The organism is Nocardia sp. NPDC059691, assembly GCF_042733915.1.
Taxonomy (GTDB): Bacteria; Actinomycetota; Actinomycetes; order Mycobacteriales; family Mycobacteriaceae; genus Nocardia; species Nocardia sichangensis.
Genome location: NZ_JBHWFB010000002.1, coordinates 316,158 through 338,086, shown reverse-complemented (window position 1 = coordinate 338,086; position 21,929 = coordinate 316,158). Strand labels below are relative to the sequence as shown.

Below are 21,929 nucleotides of genomic sequence, written 5' to 3'. Positions count from 1 at the left end.
TCGGCTCATCCGCGACCGTCCCGGCAACCGTGTCGGCAGAGGCGGGCTCCTGGCCGGTCGATGCTTCGGCGGCATCGTCCACGCTCGGCGTCGCGCGCACGGCCGGCGGGATGCTCGATTCGGTGAACGCGGCGGCGGCGTCGATTTCGCCGACCTCGGCGGCGCTGACCTCGACGAACTCGACCACATCGCGGTGCGTAGCCGCCGTGCTGCCCGCGGGCCCGGCGGTCGCGCCCGAGTCCTCGACGGTGGTGCTTTCCTCCGAGGCGGCGGTGTCCTCCTTCGCCTCGTCACCTTCGACAGCCGCGAGTGCTTCCGCGATGCCGGAATGCTCGCCGCCGGCGGCGATCGCGGCGGCGTCGTCTCGGGCGAAAACCGCATCTCGCGCGACGACTGGATCCTCGGCCACCGCAGCGTTCTCGGCGACCTCTTCGTGCCCGATCGCCGCGGCTTCCTCGACCACCGCGGCGCGCTCACCGAGTGCGGCATCCTGGCGGAACGCGGGCTCGCCGGTCGTGGCAGTGGTCTCGGAGCGGTCCTCCGGCGCGATGGCAGCTTCCCCGGAAACCGCAGGAGCCCGCACGTCCACAGCCTTCTCGACGACCGCGGCACCCTCGCCGGTCGAGACGTCTCCAGCAGGCGCAGCGGCCACGGCGGCATCCCCGGCCACGGCTGCGTCTTCGGCGACTCCCGGGTCGGCGGCCACCGCGACATTCTCGGCGGCCGCACCGTGCGGATCAATGTCCTCGGTTGTCGGCGCTTCGTCGGCGCCCTGCGGGGCCACGCGAGAGTCGGCGGTTTCGAGCGAGATCACCTCTATGGCCGCGTCGTCGTACGCCTCGAACAGCGGCGACCCGTTACCGGCTGGAACCTCGGTATCCGAGTGCGCGCCGCAGCCGTAGGCGACGTGGACAACGCGCCCGTCCGCGCCCATGGCATTACCGCAGACACCGAACGCGGCGCGCAGCGACCCGGCGAGTGGCAGATAGAAGCCGCAGGTCCCGCAGGTGGCGGGCGCGGCCTTGGCCATCTCCGAGTCGGGTCCGTGTTCGGTGTACCACCGCTCGGCGGCCTCTTCGCGGCCTTCCCTGCTCATCACCTTGGTACGGCCGAGACCGACCTCGTAGGCCACCTCGTCCACCACCGGATCGCCGGTGGCGACGTAGCCCGGCACCAGCCGCGGGTCGTCGGCGGGCGGGGCGAGCAGGTCCCCTGGCGCGAGATCCCCGGGGCGGACGCGCTGCTCCCAGGGCACGAACTCGGGCGCGACCAAGGCATCGGGCCCGGGCAGCAACGCGGACTCGCTGACCGTCGCGTGGTCGGCGTCGGGTGGGGCGGCCACCACGACCGCCCACTGCCACCCGCGGTAACCGGGGAGCGTGGCCTCGAATCGGTGGGTCGCCGCACTCTCGTCCTCGGCGATCACGCCGAGGTGCGCGCCGACGGCCGACGGTTCCAACTCCAGGAGCGCACGGCGGGCCAAATCGACGGCATCGGCCAGAATCGGCCGCACGCCGGACTCCGAAACAGAAACTGCGCTCACGGCCTACATTTTGCCGTATGGAACGCAATCGGCGTGCGTTGGCCATCAGTGTGCTGGTCGGTCTGCTCATCGTGGGTGGATGCGGCGGCGTAGCGGACCAGGCACCCAGCATGAACATCGAGGTGATCGCCACCCGGCCGCACGATACGAAGGCGTTCACCCAGGGCCTGGAGGTCGACGGCGACGTGCTCTACGAGGGCACCGGGCTGGTCGGCGCGTCCGGCGTGCGCGCGTCCCGGCTCACGACCGGGGAGGAGTTGGCCAGAACCGAGTTGCCCGCCCCGTACTTCGGCGAGGGCATCACCCTCGCCGGCGCCACGCTCTGGCAGCTGACCTGGCACGACGGCGTGGCCATCGCCCGTGACCCTGCGACGCTCGCCGAACGCGGCCGGGTGGGCTACGACGGCGAGGGCTGGGGTCTGTGCGCCGCAAACGGACGGCTGGTGATGAGCGACGGCACCGACCGCCTCACCTTCCGTGATCCGGTCACCTTCGCCCCTACCGGCTCGGTCGAGCTCGACAGTCACCACGGCGCACGCCTCAACGAGCTCGAATGCGCGGCGGACGGGTCGGTCTACGCCAACGACTGGCCCACCGACACGATCCTGCGCATCGACCCGGACTCCGGCGCCGTGCTGGCGACCGCCGACGCCGCCGGTCTGCTCCCCGCGACCGCACGGGCAGGCGCCGACGCCCTCAACGGCATCGCCCAACTGCCCGGCACCGACCGGTTTCTGATCACGGGCAAGAACTGGCCGACCATGTTCGAGGTCCGCTTCGCCCCCGCCTGAGCGTGATCGCGGGTCGCGACGACGATCACTTTCCGCCGCCACCCCGGAGCGCGCGTGAACACCCGGCCCGAGAGTGCGCCAGAATTGGAGTCGTGACTACTCCCCGCGAACCTTCCGGTCCCGACCGTGATCGGCGGGAAGGCGAGGAGGTCCCGCCGTTCGATCGGCATCCCGGTTTCGACCGATATCCGCCACCCAACGGGCCGCGGCGCCGCAGGCCGCTACCACCGCTCGGACCGGGATCCGGACGCGCCGCCGAGCGTCATGACCAGCCGGGACCGCCGCCGAGCCCGCGACGCGACCCGCCACGGCCCGCGCAGCCTCCGCCCACCAAGCCGCTCCCGGTCGGGCCCGACGCCGAGCAGCCGAAGGCCTCCGACCGCGCGGCTCGGCACGTCTTCCCGCACCGTCCGGAGCCGCCCCGGTACAGCGAAACACCGGCCCCCGCCGAAGGCGACCATCCCGAGACCGCCGCGCAGGATCAGGGCCGGCAACCCGAGAGCCCCGATGCCGCCGGCGCGCGGCGGATGCCGCGCAAACTCACGGTCACCCGCGTGGCAGCCATGCGCGGCAGGGAACTCACCGAGAAAGGCATCGCGACCTTCCAGCGCGCGGCCAAGGCCGACGGCGCGGACAAGTCCGGCCTCACGGCGCTCACCTACGCCACCATGGCGAACTTCGCCCTGGACGCCGCCATCGCGGTGGCGCTGGCCAACACCTTGTTCTTCGCCAGCGCCACCGCGGAGAGCAAGACGAAAGTCGCGCTGTACCTGCTGATCACGATCGCGCCGTTCGCGGTGATCGCCCCGCTGATCGGACCGCTGCTCGATCGCCTGCAGCGCGGTCGCCGCCTCGCGCTGGCGACGTCGTTCGCGGTGCGCGCGGTGGTCGCGGTGGTGCTGGTCTTCCAGTTCGACACCTGGGCGCTGTATCCGCTCGCGCTGTGCATGATGATCGGCAGCAAATCGTTCTCCGTGCTCAAGAGCGCGGTCACCCCCCGGGTGCTGCCGCCGGACATAGATCTGGTCCGCACCAACTCCCGCCTCACGGTGTTCGGGCTGGTCGGCGGCACCATGGGCGCCGGAGCGCTGGCCGGGTTGGCCGCGGCGATCGCGGGCTCCAACGGCGCACTGGTCTTCGCGGCGCTGATCGCTTGCGGGGGGACGTATCTGAGTCTGCGCATCCCCTCCTGGGTGGAGGTGACCGAGGGCGAGGTGCCCGCGACGTTGAGCTATCACGGCGCCGACGCGCGCACCGAGGTGCTCTCGTCCGGCGCGGAGTCGTCGATCCCGCCGCGCAAGCGCAGGCAACCGCTCGGCCGCGCCGTGGTGACCGGGCTCTGGGGTAACAGCGCCATTCGTGTCCTGACCGGGTTCCTCACCTTCTACGTCGCGTTCGTCGCCAAGGCGACAGAACACCGGCCCGCGCAGCAGGCCCTCATGCTCGGTGCGGTCGGCGCGGCCGCGGCCATCGGCAATTTCGCGGGCAATGCGACGGGCGCCCGGCTGAAACTCGGCAAGCCCTCGCTGGTCGTGCTCGGCTGCACGGCGGCGTGCGCGCTGGTGGCGCTGTTCGCGACGTTCGCCGACAACCTCCTCGGCGCGGCGACCGCGGCCCTGGTGGCGGCGGGGACGAGCGCGCTGGCCAAGGTGTCGCTGGACGCCTCGATCCAGGACGACCTGCCGCCGGAGTCGATCGCCTCCGGCTTCGGGCGGTCGGAGACCGTGCTGCAACTGAGCTGGGTCGTCGGCGGTGCGGCCGGTGTGCTGCTGCCGACCGACTACTGGAAGGGCTTCGCGGTGGTCACCGTGATACTCGTCCTCGGCTTGGTGCAGACTTTCCTCAGCTTCCGAGGCCACTCGCTACTGCCCGGCCTCGGCGGCAACCGTCCCCAGCACGCGGAGCAAGAGGTGCCGACGACCCGGCCGCACGGATATCCGGCGAGCGCGCCTCGGGCGGAGGACCCGGCGCCGCGCGGCGGTGACGCCGAACGCTTTCGACGAGGGCAAGGAGACCCCATCTGGTGAGCAAGCTCAACGCACGCACGATCGCCGCGCTGGCCGCGGTCGCACTGCTCGTGCTCACCGTCGCCTTCGTGGGCGTGCTGGCGGTGCTGGTCCACGACGCCGAGAAGCCCGACGTCACCCTCACCGCCTACGCACACGGCAAGACGGTCACCGTGCGGCCGTTCAGCTACTGCTCGGTGACCATGCAGGACTGCAGCATCCTGCCCGAGGACAATGTCCCCGGCACGGTGTTCACGACGCTGAATTGCGGGCCCGACACGCCGGATTGCCACCGTGGCCGCACCGTCGATCTGGAAGTGCCCGCCGGTTACCCACTGCAGCTGTCGCTTCCGAAGAAGGTCGCCGACGCGCCTTGGCTCGCACAACTGGTCTACCTCTTGCCGAACGGCGAGAAAGTCGACCAGGTGATCAGCCGCAACGACTACCCGGACCGGGCCTTCGCCCTCACCATCGATTCCAAACCGGAGCCGGACCTGCGCCTCATCGGCGTGGAGTTCCAGCTGCCGATCCTCGCCCGCGACGAAACGGGCCGGGAGTTCTACGTGCCGCACGCCACCTGGTCGATCAGCACGGCGTAGCGAGTATCGGACGCAACGTCTTTCGCCGACTCCGCAGACGCCGGTGCGCGTCCGAGCGCACGGCGCCTGCACGGTGGCAGGGCAGGACTCGCCCGAAACCCGCTGCGGGCCGGATGAATCCACCGATGGACGGCCACGAACGATCGGCGTCAGAAGTCCGGCACCCGAGCTTCCCTTGACCTCCGCGGCCCCGAACGCCTACCTCGAGTGAATTCGGCCCGACGGCCGCCCGGATGAAGCGAGATCGAGCGGAATCAGTGGTCCAGTTCGCGCGCCACCGCGCGGACGACCTCCGAGATGCGCTGCGCTGTCTTGCGATCCGGGTACTTGCCCTTACGCAGGTCCGGCTGCACCTTCGCCTCGAGCAAGGTGATCATGTCCTCGACCATGCCGTGCAGCTCGTCCGGCGTGTGCCTGCGCGCGGCAGGCTCCTTGCGCGCGTTGCGTTCCTGGCCCTGCCGGACCGACGGCGGCGCCTCGAGCAGCTTGAGGCTCAGCGCCTGGGGGCCGCGACGGCCTGCGGCCATGCCGAATTCGACGCGCTGGCCGGGCTTGAGGCCCTCGACGCCCTGGGGCAGCGCGGACGAGCGCACGTAGACGTCCTCACCCTCGTCCTGGGAAAGGAAGCCGAAGCCCTTTTCGACGTCGTACCACTTCACCCTGCCGGTCGGCACTGCGCTCACCCGTTCATCATCGAAAACTCGGACCCCTACGGCCCGAGCACATCCGTCTACCGGGCCGGTCGCGCGACCGGCCCTTTTCCTGTGCGAAAAGAACGCGCCCAGCAGGATTGCAGGACGCGATTGCTATCGAGTCTACCCCGGTGCGAATAACGCAAGCACATCAGTTTTACCGTCGAACCGTGACGAACCCTTCCGCTCCGACCCCGCCCGGCGGCGCCCCACGGCGGCGCGGCGACTGGTTGCTGCAACTCGCGCTCTCCGTGTTCGCGCTGGGATTGCTGGCTATCGTCGCGATTTTCGCGATCCCCTTGCTGACCGACGGCGAGCCGGGGCTGTGGCTCTACTTCGGGGCGATGCTCGCGCCGCTGGGGTTCGTGCTCGCGCTCGTCTTCGCGCTGCGCTCGGGCCGCCGGTCGCGCTGAAGCGGAGTGATCATCTCCGATCCGACACCGAACCGGTTACCCGATGCGATCGTTACCCACTCCAGTGTGTGATCCTCATCACATTACGAGTAGATCACGAAGCGGTGACGACCGGTCGGGGGCGCGACCGCGGCGCCTCTAGCTGCATGAAGCCTTCTCCCCGGTCCGATATCGGGTCGAGACCCGTTGGTACACGCCGGTTACCAAATAGTGATTTTTCCCGCGGTTCGTCGTACGGTCTTATCCAGCCGGGGCACCCCCGGCGACCACCGGCCCGCCGCACCGAGCCTCGCCCCGCGGGTACCGGATCCCCGACGGAAACGTAGGGGCGAGGGCGGAACGGACGACCTCTCAGTCCGAACCAGAACCGAAGATGTCGCAGGTGCGTCGAGAGGAAGACGAACCCGATATGAGTGGACGCCATCGCAAGCCAAGCTCGACCGGACGCACGGTAGCCAAGGTTGCCGTGACCGGGGCCATCATCGGCACCGCCGGTGTGGCCTTCGCAGGCAACGCCAGCGCGGCACCCGACTCCGACTGGGATCGACTCGCTCAGTGCGAGGCCGGCGGCAACTGGGGCATCAACACCGGCAACGGTTTCCAAGGCGGGCTGCAGTTCTCGCCCAGCACGTGGCGCGCCCACGGCGGTCAGGAATACGCCGCCAGCGCCAACCAGGCCAGCCGTGAACAGCAGATCGCGGTCGCCGAGAAGGTGCTCGCCTCGCAGGGTTGGGGCGCTTGGCCCTCCTGCTCCTCGAAGCTGGGCCTGAGCAGCGCGCCGAGCCCGCGCTCCGCGCCCGCCACCGCCGAGACCCCGCGCTGGAACCCCGCGCCGCAGCTCGCTCAGTCCGCGCCTGCCGCGCCTGCCGACACGCAGCAGATCTTCTCGGCCGTCGACCGCGCTCTCGAGGTCGTGCAGAGCCAGGGCGTCCAGGTGCCCAAGGAAGCTCTCGACTTCTTCAACGCCGCCAAGTCCAGCGGAGTCACCCTCGACCCCGCGATCGTGAACTTCTACGAGGCGAACAAGGGTCTGCTCCCCTCCTGACCCGAAGGCTTCAGCAAGAAGGGCCCCGCATCAACGTGGATGCGGGGCCCTTCTCCGTAGCCGAGAACGTTCCGGTCGCGCGCTCAGCGGTTGATCACCGTGTTCGGGTGCATGTAAGGCAACTGCTCAGCCGGGACCGGGAACTCGGTGTCCTCGCCGTAGGGCGAGAGACCACCGGATCGGGCCGAAGAGAGCTCGGTGACCGCGTGGTCACCGTCGGCGACCTTCGGCCAGCCGTTGTCGACGTAGGATTTCTTCGATTTGTTCACCACGGCCCCATGCTAGCCCGGCCGCTCAACCAGGATGCGCCGCAGCCCGTAGCTCCGGACGTCGGCGGGCGATCGCCCAGCATCGTAGGCTGGATCGGATGACCGTGACCGACTCCCTTGCCGGATGGCTCGGTGCCCGCAGTGATGCCCAGCTCGTGACGCTGCTGCAGCTTCGGCCCGACCTGGCCGTCCCGCTGCCCTCCGCCATGGCGGTGCTCGCCGCCCGCGTCGAACAGCGCGCGTCGGTGCTGCGCGCCACGGAGGACTTGAACACCCTCGAATTCGCCATCGTGGAAACCCTTGCGATGCACGGGGTGACGCGCACCGACGGCGGCCCGCTGCGCCGCGCCGAGTTGCATGTGCAATTGAGCGAACGGGTGCCGGCCGACGCGATCGATGAGGCGCTGGAGCGGCTGACCGCTCGCGCGCTGGTCTGGATCGACGCCGAGCAGGGACTGCACCTGATTCCGGCGGCCGCCGAGGCGTTGCCGTGGCCGATCGGCACCGCGACCGAGATCCCCGACGCGCTCACCGAACCCGAGGTGGTCGCGGCGCTGCCCGAGTTGCCGCCCGCCGAACGGTCCCTGCTGGACAAGTTGGCCGCGACAGGGCCTCGTGGCCGCACCAAGGACGCCGCACCGGGCACTCCGGCCGAGCGGCCGATCCAGCGGCTGCTGGCGCGCAGGCTGCTGCACTGGATCGATGACGAGACCGTCGAACTCCCGGTCACCGTCGGCCAGGTGCTGCGAGGGGAACCGGTCACCCACCCGCATGCCCTGACGCCGCCGCGACCGGAGCCGGCGAAATACCCGCCCGCCGATGTGAACGCGGTCGCGGCGGGCGAGGTCGGCGAGCTGCTGCGGCACTGCGCGGCCGTGCTCGAGGTGCTCGGCCATGCCCCGGCTCCCGCCTTGCGCGCGGGCGGCCTGGGCGTGCGCGAGCTGCGCCGCATCGCCAAGCAGGTCGGTGTCGACGAGCCGAGGGCGGGTTTGCTGGTCGAGCTGCTGGCGGCCGCGAAATTGATCGAGAAGGGTTTGCCGGACCCGCCACCGGACTTCGAGACGACCGACGACTTCTGGGCGCCGACGCCACTGGTGGACGCCTGGCTGGAAGCGCCGCCCGCCCGGCGCTGGGCCGCCCTCGGACTGACCTGGCTCGAATTGGATCGGATGCCGTGGATGATCGGCATGCGCGACGCCAACGACAAACCGCTGGCCGCGCTGTCGCTGGAACTGCGCACCCCGACCGCGCCGCGCGACCGGCACGCGATCCTCGCCCTGCTGGCGGAATACCCGTCCGGCACCGCGCTGGCCCCAACGGAAATCGGCCGGGTGCTGGCCTGGCGGCAGCCGCGCAGGCGCAGGAATTTCCGGCCGGAGGTGGTCGAACAGACGCTTGCCGAGGCGGCGGCGCTCGGGTTGATCGGCCGCGGCGCGCTCGGCTCGGCGGCGCGGGCGCTGCTGCACGCGGCCCCGACCAGCGTGGCCGACGCCGAGGCGGAGATGGAGGCGGCGCTGCCGGAGCCGGTGGACCACGTGCTGGTGCAAGCCGATCTCACGGTGATCGCACCCGGCCCGTTGACCACCGATCTCCAGCGTCGCGTCGCCCTCGTCGCCGACGTCGAATCCGCGGGCGCCGCAACGGTATACCGGATCGGAGAGTCCTCGGTGCGGCGCGCGCTGGACGCCGGGCTGACGGCGGCGGAGCTGCACGCGCTGTTCGCCGCGCATTCCCGGACGCCGATCCCGCAGGCACTGACCTATCTGATCGATGACGTGGCCCGGCGTCACGGCCAGTTGCGCGCGGGTATGGCCCAGTCGTTCATCCGCAGTGACGACCCGGCGCTACTGGCCCAAGTGCTGTCCGCGCCGGTGGCGAGCGCGCTGGCGCTGCGATCCATCGCCCCGACCGTCGCCATCGCCCAAGCGCCGCTCGGCGAACTGCTCGAGCAGCTGCGCGCGGCCGGTTTCGCGCCCGCGGGTGAGGACTCGAGCGGCGCGATCGTCGATCTGCGGCCGCGGGGCGCGCGGATCTCGGTGCGGCCCGTCGCACGGCAGCCGTATCGGCCGACACCGCCCAGCACCGAACAACTCGAACTGCTCGTCACGGAATTACGCGCGGGCGAACGCGCCGCCAGTGCCCGGTCCGGTCAAGCGGTACGCACGGACGGCACGCGGACCAATACCGCCGCCACCCTCGCTCTGTTGCAGCTCGCGGCACGGGTGCGGCGGTCGGTGAACATCGGCTACGTCGACGCCCAAGGCGTCGCCTCCCAACGGGTGGTGGAGCCGTTGAAGGTGGGCAACGGGCAGCTGGACGCGCTGGACCCGGTCACCGGCGCGGTCCGGCACTTCACGCTGCACCGGATCGCGTCGGTTGCCCTGCTGGAATGATCAGCCCTTGGGCTTGGCGGTGCAGAACGTGACCTTCGGGTCCGTTTCGATGAGGCGGAAGCCGTCGGCATCCTGGTCGCACAGCAATTCGTCGGCCTTGCCGTCGATCCGCTTCAGCACCTTGAAGGTGGCGTCCGAGGCAGCGCAGTCGACGTGCTTGTATCCGGTCGTGCTGCTCTCGTTGTAGCAGCTGCCTTCCTTGAAGTTCGGGGCCAGGCACAGGAAGGCGGTGGTACCGCCGGCCAGGGTCTCCTCGTAGGAGGTGTAGTCGGCGGCGCAGTCGGTCTTCTTGTCGTAGGACTGCGCGACCTTGTACACGGCTTTGTCCGACGAGCAGTCGACCGGTTCGGTCTTGGAGTCGACCGCCGAGCCCTCGATGACGTTGATGCAGTCGCCGGCCTTGGCCTTGGCGGTGTCCGACTTACCCGCGTCCTCGATCAACGAACAGCCGGCCACCGTGACCACCACCGCGGCCACCGCGACGAGGGCGAGCACGATCCGTGCCAGCAACCTCGTTCCTGGAAACTTCACCTGAAAACCTCTCTCACCGAAACGTTCACGTGCTCGTGAACGCGGTGAGGATACCCGCACGACCTGAGCGGCCGCATCAGCCCGCGGGCGACCTGGAACGGGGGCGGCCTAGATGCTGTGCGTGCCGTACAGCCCCATGAGCGCGTAACCGAGGATGCTGGGGAGCAGACGGCCGAGCAAGAAGAACGCAGAGTAATTCACTAGCAACGCCTTTCGCGTATTTCATGCAACTGGACTCTTGTCCGGTATGCGGAGTGTGTCGTCGCCCGAGACCGAGTCGTTACGCTTGGGCAGTATGACGGTCGAGGACGTCGCACGCGACCTGTACGGGTTGGCGCCCGCGGATTTCGTCGCGGCGCGCGCCGACCGGGCGGCCGCCGCGAAGCAGTCGGGTGACAAGCAACTGGCGGCCGCCATCGGCAAGCTGCGTAAACCCACCCTGACCGCGTGGGCGGCGAACCTGCTGTCCAGGGCGGCGCCCGAGGACGTGGCCGCCCTGCTGCGGCTGGCCGCCGCGCTGGCCGCCGCGCAGCGAGAACTCTCGGCCGAACAGCTGCGCGACCTGACCGCGCAGCGCCAGCAACTCGTCAACGCCCTCGCCAAGAAGGCGGGGGCGCTCGCCGCCGAACACGGGCATCCGGTCGGCGAGAACGTCGTCCGGGAGATCGGCCAGACCTTGACCGCCGCACTCGCCGATCCGGAGGTGGCCGATCGGCTGCGCGCCGGAACACTCGCTACGGCGGCGAGCTACGAAGGCTTCGGACCGAGTGGACCGGGTCTGCTCGCGGTGCCCGAACCGGCCGCTCGGCCCGGACGAGCGGCCGCGCGGCAGCCCGACGACAGCGCGCGCCGAGAACTGCGGGAGGCCGCGGAGGCGCTCGAAACCGCCCGTGCCGAGGAGGATTCGGCAGGGGCCGCGTTCGAAGAAGCGACCGGAGAACTGTCCTCGGCCGAGGAACGCGTCGCCGCGCTGCGCGACGAGCTCGAGCACGCCGAACAGCAGCGGCAGTTCTGCAAGTCGGCCGAGCGGTCGGCGAAGGACGAGTTGCACGCGGCGCGCCGTCAGGTGGAGCGAGCCGAACGCAGGCTGGCGAAGGCCAGGCAGCACGCCGGGGACGACTGACGGGTCAGCTGCGCAGGACGCCCGGAAACAGGTACTCCTCCGGCGGCGGCGCGGTGGTGTTCAGCCACGCGTGGAAGAACCCGGTCAGGTCCATGGGTGAGCGCGACTGCACGAAAGCGCGGAATTCCGGCATCGAGGCGTTGCCGTAGGCATGCGCGGCGAGGAAGTCCCGAACAGCCGCGAAGAACACCTCGTCGCCGATCTGCTTGCGCAGCGCGTGCAGGAACAGCGGGCCACGGTAGTAGACGGAGGTGAACTCCTTTCCCACACCGGGGTCCTCCAACGGGATGTTCCAGTACTTCTCACTGTCGCGGTACTTGCGGATGGTCTCGCGGTACTGGTCGTCGACGTTCTTGCCGTCCATCCGCTCCGGCCACAGGTAGTCGGCGGTATAGCTGGCGAAGCATTCGTTCAGGCAGATATCCGACCACCGGCGTATCGACACCCAGTCGCCCCACCACTGGTGCGCGATCTCGTGCACGACAGTCTGCAGATCGATCGACGGCGCGTAGAGCGGGCGGGTCTGGGTCTCCAGCGAGAACGTGATGCCCGCGTCCACGTGGATGCCGCCTGCGGCCTCGAACGGGTAAGGGCCGTAGATCTTTTCGGCGAAGTCGAGGATCTCCGGCAGGCGCTGCTCCAGCTCGCGCTGGTCCTGCTCCACATTCGGGGCGAACGCGCTGATCAGCGGAATGCCGTTGGCCCTGCGCTGCTCGAGGTAGTCGAACTTGTCGATCGCGGCCGTGGTCAGATAGCCGACCACCGGCTTGGCGTTGAACCAGCGGACCGTCCGCTTGTCGCCGCGCACCACGTCCTCGATGCGTACGCCGTTGGAAATCACCTCCCACTCCGCGGGAACGGTGGCGTTCAGGCTGAACGTGGCCTTGTCCAGCGGAGTGTCGTTGAGCGGGTACCAAGTCGTCGCCGAGTGCGGCTCACCGGCGACGAACGCGCCGCCGCTGGGTGCGAAGGTCCACCCCTCCCCTTCGGCGTTCACCGCGGGGCCCGCGTAGTCGACCGTGACGGTGAACGGCAGGCCTGGCAGCAGCGGCAACGTCGGCGTGACGGTCAACTCGTGCTCGCCGTTGCGGTCGAAGTCGGCGGGCAGCCCGTTCACCGCCACCTCGCGCACATCGGGCCCCGCGTAATCGAGGTTGAACACGCGCAGGGGCTGGGTGGCGTGCGCGGTGATCGTTGTGGTGCCTGCCAGTTTCCGGCTGGGCGGGTCGTAGTCGATGCCGACGTCGTAGTGCTGGACGTCGTAGCCGCCGTTGCCGTCGAGCGGATAGTACGGATCGCCCAAGCCCGGCGCGCCGACCAGTGGGTCCGGGGGCGGCTCCGCGTGCGCGGGCACCTGAGACACCGCGGCGAACACACACGCGACCGCGGCGCACATCCGGCCGGACAACCGCATACGGACAACCACCCCTTTCCACCCCGCCTCTTGCCGGTACCGGCGCACCGACTTCGCTGGATGGTAGCGGCTTCAGTCGCCGCTTCCGGTCAGCGCCACCGACGCGCCGACACCGAAGATCATCACCCCGCCCGCGCCGCCGATCGCCTCCAACCTGCGCGGCGACTTGGCGAACCAGGACCTCGCCGAGGCGGCCAGCAGTGCCCACGCGCTGTCGGAGACCAGCGCGATGGCCAGGAAGACCGTGCCGAGCAGCAGGAACTGCCACGACAGCGACCCTGAGGCCGGGTCGGCGAAGTGCGGCAGCACCGCGGAGAAGAAGACGATCGCCTTGGGATTGGTGAGCCCGACGACAGCGCTCTGCCGCAGCACGCGCGTGTTCGGGGCCGGTTCGACCGCGGCGCCCAGCGCCTCGCGCAACGCCGAACGCTGACGGATCGCTTGGATGCCGAGATACATCAGATACAGCGCACCCGCGAACTTGACCACGGTGAGCGCCAACGCCGACGCGGTCAGTAAGGCGCCGAGCCCGATCGCGACCAGGACCAGGGCGGCGTAGACGCCCATGGCATGCCCGAGCACCGACAGCAGGGCCGCGCGCCGGCCGAGCGTGAGCGCGCGACCGACCGTGAAGAGTACGCCGGGACCGGGCACGACGATGATGACGACCGCGGCGGCGACGAATGCCAGCAGATTGGACGCTGGAACCATCCTTCGAGTCTAGGCGACAGCGCAACCGATAAACCCCGCGGACACAGCCGGATTCAGGAGCCGAGTTCGCCCGGTAGCTGGTGCGGATCGAGCAGCAGACGTTTCGTGGTGGTGCGCCGCACCTTCTCCGCGAGCGCGAGATTGTCGGTGAGCAGCCGCCACTCGGTCTCGCTGATCGCGGCGCGGGCGCGGGCGATGACCGCGTCGTCGGTCGTGCCCCAAGCGATCGGCATGGCGCTCACCGACTGCCAGCGCTGACCCACCTGGCGCGGCGCGCGGTCGGTGCGCACCGCGACCGACGGCACGCGCTCCCCGGCCCTGGCCTGGTGACCGGGCAGGTCGCGGACCTTCCTGGTCACCAAGGCGTAGCGCGGATCGCGCGTATCCGGCGCGGACACGTCGACCAAAGCGAGCAGCACGACACCCGACGGGCGCGCCTCCGAGACCACCGCGGGTACCAGCTCACCGTCCGCGTAGAGCTTGTCGATGCTGGAATGCCACGGTGTCCACAGGGCCACCCACAGCGCCGTCACCGTGCCGAGCGCGAAGGCGACCGCGAGCAGATACGCCCACGGATGGTCCAGCCAGATCAGCAACGCCGTGCCCGCCGCCGCGACCACCGTGGCGGCGATCGCCAGCAGGCGCAGGCGGCGAAGGTCGGCGAAGACTTCGTTCACCGCGTGGGCGTGCTTGCGGTCCACCGCGAATTCGAAGTGTCGCACGCCCTTATTCCTAGCACAGTTTGTGGAGGGGAGGCCTCCGCTTATCCGATGGCGGGTCCGAGCAAGTCGTCGGCATCCGTGATGCGGTAGGCGTACCCCTGTTCGGCGAGAAAACGCTGGCGATGCGCGGCGTATTCGGCGTCCAGGGTGTCGCGCGCGACGACCGAGTAGAAATGCGCCTGTCCGCCATCATGTTTCGGACGCAACAGCCGCCCGAGACGTTGCGCCTCCTCCTGTCGCGAGCCGAAGGTACCCGAAACCTGGACGGCCACGGACGCTTCCGGCAGATCGATGGAGAAGTTCGCCACTTTGCTCACCACGAGCACCGGAATCTCGCCGCGCCGGAACGCGTCGAAGAGTTCCTCCCGCTCCTTGGTCTTCGTCGACCCCTGGATCACGGGTGCGTCGAGCGCGACCCCGAGTTCGTCCAGTTGGTCCAGGTACGCGCCGATGACCAGGCTCGGCGCATCCTGGTGCTGAGCCAGGATCGACTCGACCACGGCGATCTTGGTGTGTGCGGTGGAGCACAGCTTGTAGCGCTCCTCCGGCTCGGCGGTCGCGTAGGCCATCCGCTCGGCGTCGGTCAGCGTGACCCTGACCTCGATGCAGTCGGCCGGCGCGATCCAGCCCTGGGCCTCGATGTCCTTCCACGGCGCGTCGTAGCGCTTCGGGCCGATCAGCGAGAACACGTCGCCCTCGCGGCCGTCCTCGCGCACCAGGGTGGCCGTCAGGCCGAGCCTGCGGCGGGACTGGAGATCCGCGGTCATCCGGAAGACCGGCGCGGGCAGCAGGTGCACCTCGTCGTAGATGACCAGCCCCCAGTCGCGGCTGTCGAACAGTTCCAGGTGCTTGTACTCGCCCTTGGTGCGCCGAGTGATCACCTGGTACGTGGCGATGGTGACCGGGCGGATCTCCTTGCGCTCCCCGGAGTACTCGCCGATCTCGTCCTCGGTGAGCGAGGTGCGGGCGAGCAGTTCACGCCGCCACTGCCTGCCCGCCACCGTGTTGGTGACCAGGATCAGCGTGGTGGCCTTCGCCTTGGCCATCGCGGCGGCGCCGACCATCGTCTTGCCCGCGCCGCAGGGCAGCACCACCACCCCGGAGCCGCCCGCCCAGAACGAGTCGGCGGCCATCTGCTGGTAATCGCGCAGATGCCAGCCGTCGGTCGCGTAGTCGAGGTCGATCGGGTGCGCCTCGCCGTCGACGTAACCCGCGAGGTCCTCGGCGGGCCAGCCGATCTTCAGCAGCGTCTGCTTGATCCGGCCGCGCTCGGACGGGTGCACCACCACCGTGTCGTCATCGATGCGCGCGCCGAGCATGGGCGCGATCTTCTTGTGCCTGAGCACCTCCTCCAGCACCGCGCGATCCAGGCTGACCAGCGTCAACCCGTGGGCTGGATGCTTCACCAGCTGCAACCTGCCGTAGCGCGCCATGGTGTCCACCACGTCGACCAGCAACGGCTGCGGCACCGCGTACCGGGAGAAGCTGACCAGCGCGTCCACCACCTGTTCGGCGTCGTGCCCGGCCGCGCGCGCGTTCCACAGCGCCAGCGGCGTCACCCGATAGGTGTGCACGTGCTCGGGCGCCCGCTCCAGCTCGGCGAACGGTGCGATCGCCTGCCGCGCGGCATCGGCCAACTCGTGGTCGACCTCCAGCAGCAGCGTTTTGTCACTCTGCACGATCAGCGGACCGTCGTTCACAGTCCCTCCTCAGCTAGATTCCCCGCCATTCTCCCCGACCCCACCGACAACCCGCAGGTTACCGGCCCTTCCCGCAGGGCGCGGGTGCGGCAGCGACCGGATGCAACGCCGGAAGGGCGCGATGTCTTCCCGCGGACCGCACCGGGACGGCTCAGCCGCGCGCGAGCGCCCGTTCGGTGAGCGCGCCGACGACCGGGGCGAGCGTCGTGGCGTAACCGCTCGTCAGGTGATTGTCATCACGGTAGACGAGGGTGTTCCCGACGATGACGGGACAGCGGGCGGGGGTGCAGAACAGCGCGGTCAGATCGGCGTACTGGCCGCCGCCCGCGGTAGCGGCCGCGCGCTCGGCGGCGATGCCCGCGTCGTCGACCGCCACCGCTCGGGCGGGGGCGCATGCGGAGGCGTCGTCGATGTGCTCGGCCACGCACGCCGGCACGGTGGCGTGTGGATCGGGGACGCCGCCGAGCACGAGGACGGCCGCGCCCGACTCGCGCAGCTGGGCGACCAGGCGACGCACGCCGTCGATCCACGCCGGGTCGTAGGTCACGAAGCCGAAGTCGCCGCCGTAGCGGCGGGACATGCCGACCACGATCAGCCGGGGCCGTTCGTGCCGCAACCGGGTCATGATCTGCCCGCGCCACTGTTCGCATTCGGTATACGTCCGCCCCAGGTAGGGGCTGGTGATGGGCAGATCGAGCAGCGGGCAGGTGACCTTCGCCATGGTCTCCAGCCGCCAATGGTGCGCTACCGACATGTTCTCGAACGCCGGTTGCCACATCGCCGCGTGGGAATCGCCGACCAACGCGACCGTGGTGGACGAGGCGGGATCACCGGAGGCGCACTCCCCTTGGCCCACGTCAGTCCAGGAACGGAAGCAACCGTTGTCGAACACCTCCGCCCGGTCGCCGCGCGCGTTCGACAGTGCCGGCGTGAGATTCGACGGGACGTCGCGGACCTCCGCCGAGGCGGCGACCGCCGCTTGGGTCTGCGCGGTCAGCTGCTCGATCGCGGCATCGTAGGGGTCGGCGGTGGGAGTGGCCGGTGCGGCCGGTGTCGTCAGTGTGAGACTCCGCGCCGCCGTACCGTGTCCGACCGGAGTGGGTACGAGCACGAGTAGCGCGGCCGCCACACCGATGGCCAGCGCGGTGCTCACGCCACCGCAGGCGAGGCTGAGCCGGCCCGAACCGCGCAGGCGGGCCGCGAAGCGGACCGGATTCTCGATCAACCGCTGAGTGAGCACGGCGAGCCCACCGGCCATGGCGACCGCGCCAAGTGCGCCGACCAGCCCGAGCGGGCGGCCGAGCGCATGCGGGGCCAGCACCAGCACCGGCCAGTGCCAGAGATACCAGGAGTAGGACAGCCTGCCGACGGCCTGCATCTCGGGTACCGCCAGGACGCGACCGACGCCGAATCGCGGTGCCACACAGCCGCTCCCGATGACCAGGACCGCGCCGAGCACGGGCAGCAGCGCCGCGATGCCCGGATACGGGGTCTTCTCGTCGAGCCGAACGCAGGCCACGACGATCAAACCGGCTCCCGCCCACCCCGCGCAGGTGGCCACCGACTTCGGCAACCGCGACCAGAGCACGGCCGACAGCGCCACCATGCCGCCCGCGGCCAACTCCCAGGCCCGAGTCGGCAGCGCGAAAAACGCCCACGGTGGCATGGTGCGGGTCCAGGTCAGCGCGACCGCGAAAGAGAGCGCGGCGACGACGACGAGAACAATCAGGTACGGCAGCGCGGTGGCCGAACCGCTGCGGCGCCGTCGCACGAGCCGAGCCGTCGTGATCACCAGCGCGGGCCAGATCAGGTAGAACTGCTCCTCCACACCGAGAGACCAAAAGTGCTGAAACGGTGAAGGCGGCGCGTCCGCGGCGAGGTAGTCGGTGCCCTGCAGGGCGAAGCGATAGTTCCCGGCGTACAGCGCGCTCGCGATCCCGTCGCCGAGCGCTTGGCGGCCCTGCAGCGGCGGCAGCAGCACGGCCGCGCCGATCGCCGTGGCGACCAGCACGACCCCTGCGGCAGGCAGCAGCCTGCGCGCCCGCGCGCCATAGAACCGGACGAGCCCGACAGTGCCGTCGGCCGCCGATTCCCGATACAGCATTCCCGTGATGAGAAAACCGGAAATCACGAAAAATACGTCCACACCGGCAAATCCCCCACCGACCCCCGGCACACCGGCATGAAAAAGCACCACGGCCAGTACCGCGACCGCCCGCATTCCTTCGATGTCCCCCCGAAATGCCGCCCCCGGCGACACTCCGTCGATCAGCTCCGCCCGCCGATTTCCCAACCCGCTGACCGTGGCCGCCATGCGCAGCATTGTCATCGGTCCGGCCGGACAAGTCCCGCCGACTCGCCGCCGGGCATGCGCCTCGGCCGGGGTGTCCGCGCACTGCGCCTATTCCATCCAACTCATAGCACGCCACACCGGCACAATCCCGAGCTTGCGGTAAGGCAACACTTTTCGATCCGATCGTCCGATTTGTCGACGCCTACATGAACAGACGACACCAGGTCTCCCGGCGCTGCCGCGATGCCCTCCTGCGGCCGGTACGCTTGTCCGGAATACGACCTCGAGGGGGGCACGGTGAGCGAGCTCGAACTTGATCCGGTCCAGACGCGAGAGATGGCGGGGGCAGTACGTGGCCACGCCGACGCGATACGGCAGTCGGTGCCCCTGGCGAGGGATGTCGTCGCTGTCGAAACCATGCGCGACTCCCAGGTAGCAGACGCCGTGGATCAGATCGCGACGGCGCTCGACCGAGTGGTGAGCTACCACGCGCAGCGATTGATCGGATTCGCGGACATCACGGACGCTGCGGTGGTGGAGTTCGTCAGCCGAGATCAGGCCTGGGCTACCGCGCTCCGGGAGGCGGGCCAGCGATGAGCGGCGGAAGCTACACGACGCCTCTTACGGTGTCGGCGGTGCTGTCCTGGGATCCACGTGCCACGGTCACCGTTGCCAACGCGTTCAAAGACGCCGCGCTGCGGATCGAGGAGCAGACGCACCAGGCGGCATCCCGGATCGACATGTCGTACACCTACTTCAAGGGATCGGTCGCTGATTCCGCCCGCGACAGAGCGGCTCAGGACCGAGACCATGCCCGGCGAACGAAGCAGGTTCTCATCGATATCCAGCAGCAGGTCTACCTTCAGATCGATGCGATCGTCGGCTACATCGACGTGATCAAAGACAAGAAGGCCGAAGCCGAGTCCGCCAAGTTCGATTTCTTCGTCAGAGACGACGGTGGCGTGGACTCCAGGATGTCCAATACCGAGGTCCTGATGAAATTCGGGGCATCGGGCCTCGTGGAGAAGGAGGGGCTCGAATTCTTCCTGACCACACAGATCCGTGCAGCGCTGACTGCGATCCAGCAAACCGACCTGGAGGGCGCGGAGAAAATCAAGCGACTACTAGAGGATCTCTCACCGGAGACCCGGCGCGGAGTCACCGCTATGCCCGAGGACCCGAGCCTGGTCGAGGTCCTTACCAAATTCCAGACCGCACCGTCGAGTGCTCCCGCCACGCTGTGGCCCTCCGGTTTGGTCCTCGATCGCATCCGTGCCGTCCGCCCGGACTTCCAACCCATCCTGATGACGCCTGAAGAGATAGCGCTGCTCTCGTCACGAGTCGCCCGGCCGGGAACCACTGGAATAGGTGAAATCACGGATTTCTTCGAGATAAAAGCGCAGGCTGAGGACGCTGCCAAGAAGACCTACACCAACCCGGACCAGAACGCGCTCAACGACGGCCACGGCGACGCATTCCGGCACATGTACTGGAATGCGCTCATGACACAGCGCTACGGCGCGGAGTGGACCGAAAACTATGGTGCCGCGCATGAAGGACTCGGTGCGAACCCTCCCACGCGAGAAGCGATGGATCTACACAACAACGCGATCGGCCGGCAGATCGCCATCGACAATCCGAATGCCTCACCCGAGGAACTACAGCGATTGGTATATCAGCGAATCAAGGAGGGTGGCGCGATCGTGCTCGACCCCAGCGGCCAGGTCGCATGGAGCAACCAGGTCGAAGTGGGCAAGAACGGGCACCCGGCGCGTGCTGACATCCCGCTTCCGGCAGGTCGGTGATCCATGGTTAATCTGCTCCGGATCACGGCTGTAATTCTGTGCCTGCTGGCCGGTGCCGCATGCTCCACGTCGGAGGACCGCGGTGCGACCGCTTCGCAGTGCTCGGCCAACTTCGATCTGGAGTCGCGCGCCGAACCGCTGGGTTCCGCGACCGAATTGCGGCGCTCCATCAGAGAGCGGGCTGCGCAGCCGGGAACCTATTCGCTGCGGACGCTGACCGAAGCCGCAGGGTGGGATGATCATTGGGATCGCGTCGTCATAGCGTCTTCCGGGCTTCCAGCGGAGAAGCTGAACTCGGCAGCGAATCTTCCCGGATACTGCTGGTCCAACCTCCCGGACTCCGGGTTCGACCGGCCCATCGATAATTTCTACGTCTTCATCACGGGCTCCACTCCCACACAAGTAATTCGCGCCGCACAGGGCTCCGAGCTCTTCCGGGGCGTGGGTAGCGGTGACGTACTCGGACCGGAGTCCCGCTTCCAGTCGGTTCAGCCGCCGGCCCAGCTGCAGAAGCCGTATCTGGAATTGACGCAGGGCTGATCGGAAGCACGGTACGCGTCGCCTCACGTCCAGCATGTGTCGAGTGGACCGCGACAAGGAGCGGTGGGGCGGGCGAGGATCGGGGCATGATCGAGATGGCGGCGGTGGCCGGGGTCGCGGTGGCGGCGTTGGGGATGGTGCTCACGCCGGGGCCGAACATGATGTATCTGGTGTCGCGGACGGTGTCGCAGGGGCGACGGGCCGGGTTGGTGTCGTTGGCGGGGGTAGCGGCGGGGTTCGGGGTGTATCTGGCGGCCGCGACGGTGGGGATCACGGCGGTGTTCGCGGTGGTCCCCGGCCTGTACCTGGCGGTGAAGCTGGCCGGAGCCGTGTACTTGGGTTGGCTGGCCTGGCAGGCGCTGCGACCGGGCGGCGTCTCGGTCTTCGCGCCCGCGGCGCTGTCCGCGGACCCCATCCGGCGGTTGTTCACGATGGGGCTGGTCACCAACCTGCTGAATCCGAAGATCGCGATCATGTACATGGCGCTGATCCCGCAGTTCGTCACGCCGGAGCACGGGAAAGTGTGGTTGCAGAGCCTGTGCCTTGGCACGGTGCAGATCGCGGTGGCGCTCACCGTGAACGGCTTGATCGTCCTCGGGGCGGGCGGTCTGGCGACGTTCCTCGCCGCCCGCCCCCTGTGGCTGCGCACCCAGCGATACCTCACCGGCACGATGCTCGGCGCCATCGCCGCCTTGCTCGCCACCGACCGCGCCCGCCCCATCCCGGCCTGAGCCGGACGGCCTCGACTCAGCGCTGATCGGCCGGATTCGCCAACCGGTAGCGCAGTTCCACGAACTGACCGGCCTGCTGCACCGCGGTGAGCCGCATCCGGCTGGAAAGGATGCGCCGCGGCAGCAGCGGGGCGCCCGCGCCCAGCGTCACCGGAGCGACGCTCACCATGACGTCGTCGAGCAGACCGGCGTCGGCGAATTGCCCGGCCAGGTCCCCGCCTCCGACGATCCAGATATTGCGGGCGCCGGCCGCCGCGGCCATCTCCCGGTGCACCGACTCGACCGACCCTGCGACGAACCGCAGATTCGCGTCCGGTATCGCGGGAAGATCCCGGTGGGTGAAGACCCAGCACGGGAGGTCGCCGTAGTACTTACTCCAGTTCTCCGGTGGTTCGTTCGCCACGACCCATTCGTAGGTGGTCGCGCCCATGCACATGGCGCCTACCTGCGCGAGGAAGCCCGCCATGCCCGCCTGCGCCTCGCCCGCTCCGTCCACCTCGAAAAGCCAGGTGAGCGAGTTCTCCGTGTCGGCGAGATATCCGTCGAGACTGGTTGCCGTGTAGTACTGAGTTGCCATGCCGTGCACGTTGCCAGCGAAACATGACAGT

At 69.2% G+C, this 21,929-nt stretch carries 20 protein-coding genes and 1 pseudogene; 11 read left to right on the top strand and 10 right to left on the bottom strand.

Features of this window, described 5'->3' with window-relative positions:
- Nucleotides 1–810 precede the first annotated feature (810 nt).
- Nucleotides 811–1,513, bottom strand: a pseudogene (locus ACFV2O_RS05945) (DUF3027 domain-containing protein); the annotation flags it as partial.
- A gap of 47 nt (nt 1,514–1,560) precedes the next feature.
- Between ACFV2O_RS05945 and ACFV2O_RS05940 the strand changes: the two are divergent.
- From ACFV2O_RS05940 to ACFV2O_RS05930, 3 genes are all read left to right on the top strand, one after another.
- Nucleotides 1,561–2,334 carry a glutaminyl-peptide cyclotransferase gene (locus ACFV2O_RS05940; protein WP_379250495.1) on the top strand — a complete coding sequence of 258 codons (774 nt, stop codon included), beginning with the start codon at nt 1,561–1,563 and terminating at the stop codon, nt 2,332–2,334.
- A gap of 92 nt (nt 2,335–2,426) precedes the next feature.
- Nucleotides 2,427–4,361, top strand: coding sequence for an MFS transporter (locus ACFV2O_RS05935; RefSeq protein WP_379250493.1), 1,935 nt, complete (start codon nt 2,427–2,429; stop codon nt 4,359–4,361).
- Nucleotides 4,358–4,939 (top strand): DUF2771 domain-containing protein, encoded by a 582-nt coding sequence (locus ACFV2O_RS05930; RefSeq protein WP_355074967.1) that lies wholly within the window; start codon nt 4,358–4,360, stop codon nt 4,937–4,939. Before ACFV2O_RS05935 ends, ACFV2O_RS05930 begins: the two co-directional genes overlap by 4 nt.
- 254 nt (nt 4,940–5,193) lie before the next feature.
- On the opposite strand, the gene ACFV2O_RS05925 is transcribed toward ACFV2O_RS05930, so the two are convergent.
- Nucleotides 5,194–5,613, bottom strand: a complete 420-nt coding sequence (locus tag ACFV2O_RS05925; RefSeq protein WP_039795090.1) for a cold-shock protein — start codon at nt 5,611–5,613, stop codon at nt 5,194–5,196.
- Nucleotides 5,614–5,801: 188 nt separating this feature from the next.
- Between ACFV2O_RS05925 and ACFV2O_RS05920 the strand changes: the two genes are divergently transcribed.
- Nucleotides 5,802–6,044, top strand: a complete 243-nt coding sequence (locus ACFV2O_RS05920) for a hypothetical protein (protein ID WP_355074969.1) — start codon at nt 5,802–5,804, stop codon at nt 6,042–6,044.
- Nucleotides 6,045–6,453: 409 nt separating this feature from the next.
- On the top strand, nt 6,454–7,089 hold the full coding sequence (locus ACFV2O_RS05915) for a resuscitation-promoting factor Rpf1 domain-containing protein (RefSeq protein WP_355074971.1): 636 nt from the start codon (nt 6,454–6,456) through the stop codon (nt 7,087–7,089).
- A gap of 83 nt (nt 7,090–7,172) precedes the next feature.
- On the opposite strand, the gene ACFV2O_RS05910 is transcribed toward ACFV2O_RS05915, so the two are convergent.
- Nucleotides 7,173–7,361, bottom strand: a complete 189-nt coding sequence (locus ACFV2O_RS05910; RefSeq protein WP_039795086.1) for a hypothetical protein — start codon at nt 7,359–7,361, stop codon at nt 7,173–7,175.
- Nucleotides 7,362–7,456: 95 nt separating this feature from the next.
- On the opposite strand from ACFV2O_RS05910, the gene ACFV2O_RS05905 reads away from it, so the two are divergent.
- Nucleotides 7,457–9,751: a helicase-associated domain-containing protein gene (locus ACFV2O_RS05905; protein WP_379250490.1), complete on the top strand. Its 2,295-nt coding sequence runs from the start codon at nt 7,457–7,459 to the stop codon at nt 9,749–9,751.
- Here ACFV2O_RS05905 and ACFV2O_RS05900 read toward each other — a convergent pair whose 3' ends face one another.
- Entirely contained in the window at nt 9,752–10,282 is a 531-nt protein-coding gene (locus ACFV2O_RS05900) for a hypothetical protein (RefSeq protein WP_356963698.1), read from the bottom strand.
- Nucleotides 10,283–10,577: 295 nt separating this feature from the next.
- Between ACFV2O_RS05900 and ACFV2O_RS05895 the strand changes: the two genes are divergently transcribed.
- Nucleotides 10,578–11,405 (top strand): hypothetical protein, encoded by an 828-nt coding sequence (locus ACFV2O_RS05895; RefSeq protein WP_379250488.1) that lies wholly within the window; start codon nt 10,578–10,580, stop codon nt 11,403–11,405.
- 4 nt (nt 11,406–11,409) lie between these two features.
- On the opposite strand, the gene ACFV2O_RS05890 is transcribed toward ACFV2O_RS05895, so the two are convergent.
- From ACFV2O_RS05890 to ACFV2O_RS05870, 5 genes are all read right to left on the bottom strand, one after another.
- Nucleotides 11,410–12,831 (bottom strand): M1 family metallopeptidase, encoded by a 1,422-nt coding sequence (locus tag ACFV2O_RS05890; protein WP_379250486.1) that lies wholly within the window; start codon nt 12,829–12,831, stop codon nt 11,410–11,412.
- A 60-nt stretch (nt 12,832–12,891) separates the two neighbouring features.
- A complete protein-coding gene (locus tag ACFV2O_RS05885) occupies nt 12,892–13,530 on the bottom strand; it encodes a LysE family translocator (protein ID WP_355074981.1) in 639 nt (212 codons plus the stop codon).
- Nucleotides 13,531–13,583: 53 nt separating this feature from the next.
- A complete protein-coding gene (locus ACFV2O_RS05880) occupies nt 13,584–14,252 on the bottom strand; it encodes a DUF3239 domain-containing protein (RefSeq protein ID WP_356963695.1) in 669 nt (222 codons plus the stop codon).
- Nucleotides 14,253–14,293: 41 nt separating this feature from the next.
- Nucleotides 14,294–15,952, bottom strand: a complete 1,659-nt coding sequence (locus ACFV2O_RS05875) for a DNA repair helicase XPB (protein ID WP_355074985.1) — start codon at nt 15,950–15,952, stop codon at nt 14,294–14,296.
- Between the two features lie 151 nt (nt 15,953–16,103).
- Nucleotides 16,104–18,266: an acyltransferase family protein gene (locus ACFV2O_RS05870; RefSeq protein WP_379250483.1), complete on the bottom strand. Its 2,163-nt coding sequence runs from the start codon at nt 18,264–18,266 to the stop codon at nt 16,104–16,106.
- A 276-nt stretch (nt 18,267–18,542) separates the two neighbouring features.
- Between ACFV2O_RS05870 and ACFV2O_RS05865 the strand changes: the two genes are divergently transcribed.
- The 4 genes from ACFV2O_RS05865 (at nt 18,543) to ACFV2O_RS05850 (ending at nt 21,321) form a co-directional block, all read left to right on the top strand.
- Nucleotides 18,543–18,842: a hypothetical protein gene (locus ACFV2O_RS05865; protein WP_379250481.1), complete on the top strand. Its 300-nt coding sequence runs from the start codon at nt 18,543–18,545 to the stop codon at nt 18,840–18,842.
- Nucleotides 18,839–20,050, top strand: a complete 1,212-nt coding sequence (locus ACFV2O_RS05860) for a DUF6973 domain-containing protein (RefSeq protein ID WP_379250479.1) — start codon at nt 18,839–18,841, stop codon at nt 20,048–20,050. Before ACFV2O_RS05865 ends, ACFV2O_RS05860 begins: the two co-directional genes overlap by 4 nt.
- A gap of 3 nt (nt 20,051–20,053) precedes the next feature.
- A complete protein-coding gene (locus tag ACFV2O_RS05855) occupies nt 20,054–20,590 on the top strand; it encodes a hypothetical protein (protein ID WP_379250477.1) in 537 nt (178 codons plus the stop codon).
- A gap of 86 nt (nt 20,591–20,676) precedes the next feature.
- Nucleotides 20,677–21,321 (top strand): LysE family translocator, encoded by a 645-nt coding sequence (locus tag ACFV2O_RS05850; protein ID WP_379250475.1) that lies wholly within the window; start codon nt 20,677–20,679, stop codon nt 21,319–21,321.
- A gap of 16 nt (nt 21,322–21,337) precedes the next feature.
- On the opposite strand, the gene ACFV2O_RS05845 is transcribed toward ACFV2O_RS05850, so the two are convergent.
- Entirely contained in the window at nt 21,338–21,898 is a 561-nt protein-coding gene (locus tag ACFV2O_RS05845; protein WP_379250473.1) for a dihydrofolate reductase family protein, read from the bottom strand.
- Nucleotides 21,899–21,929: the final 31 nt, after the last annotated feature.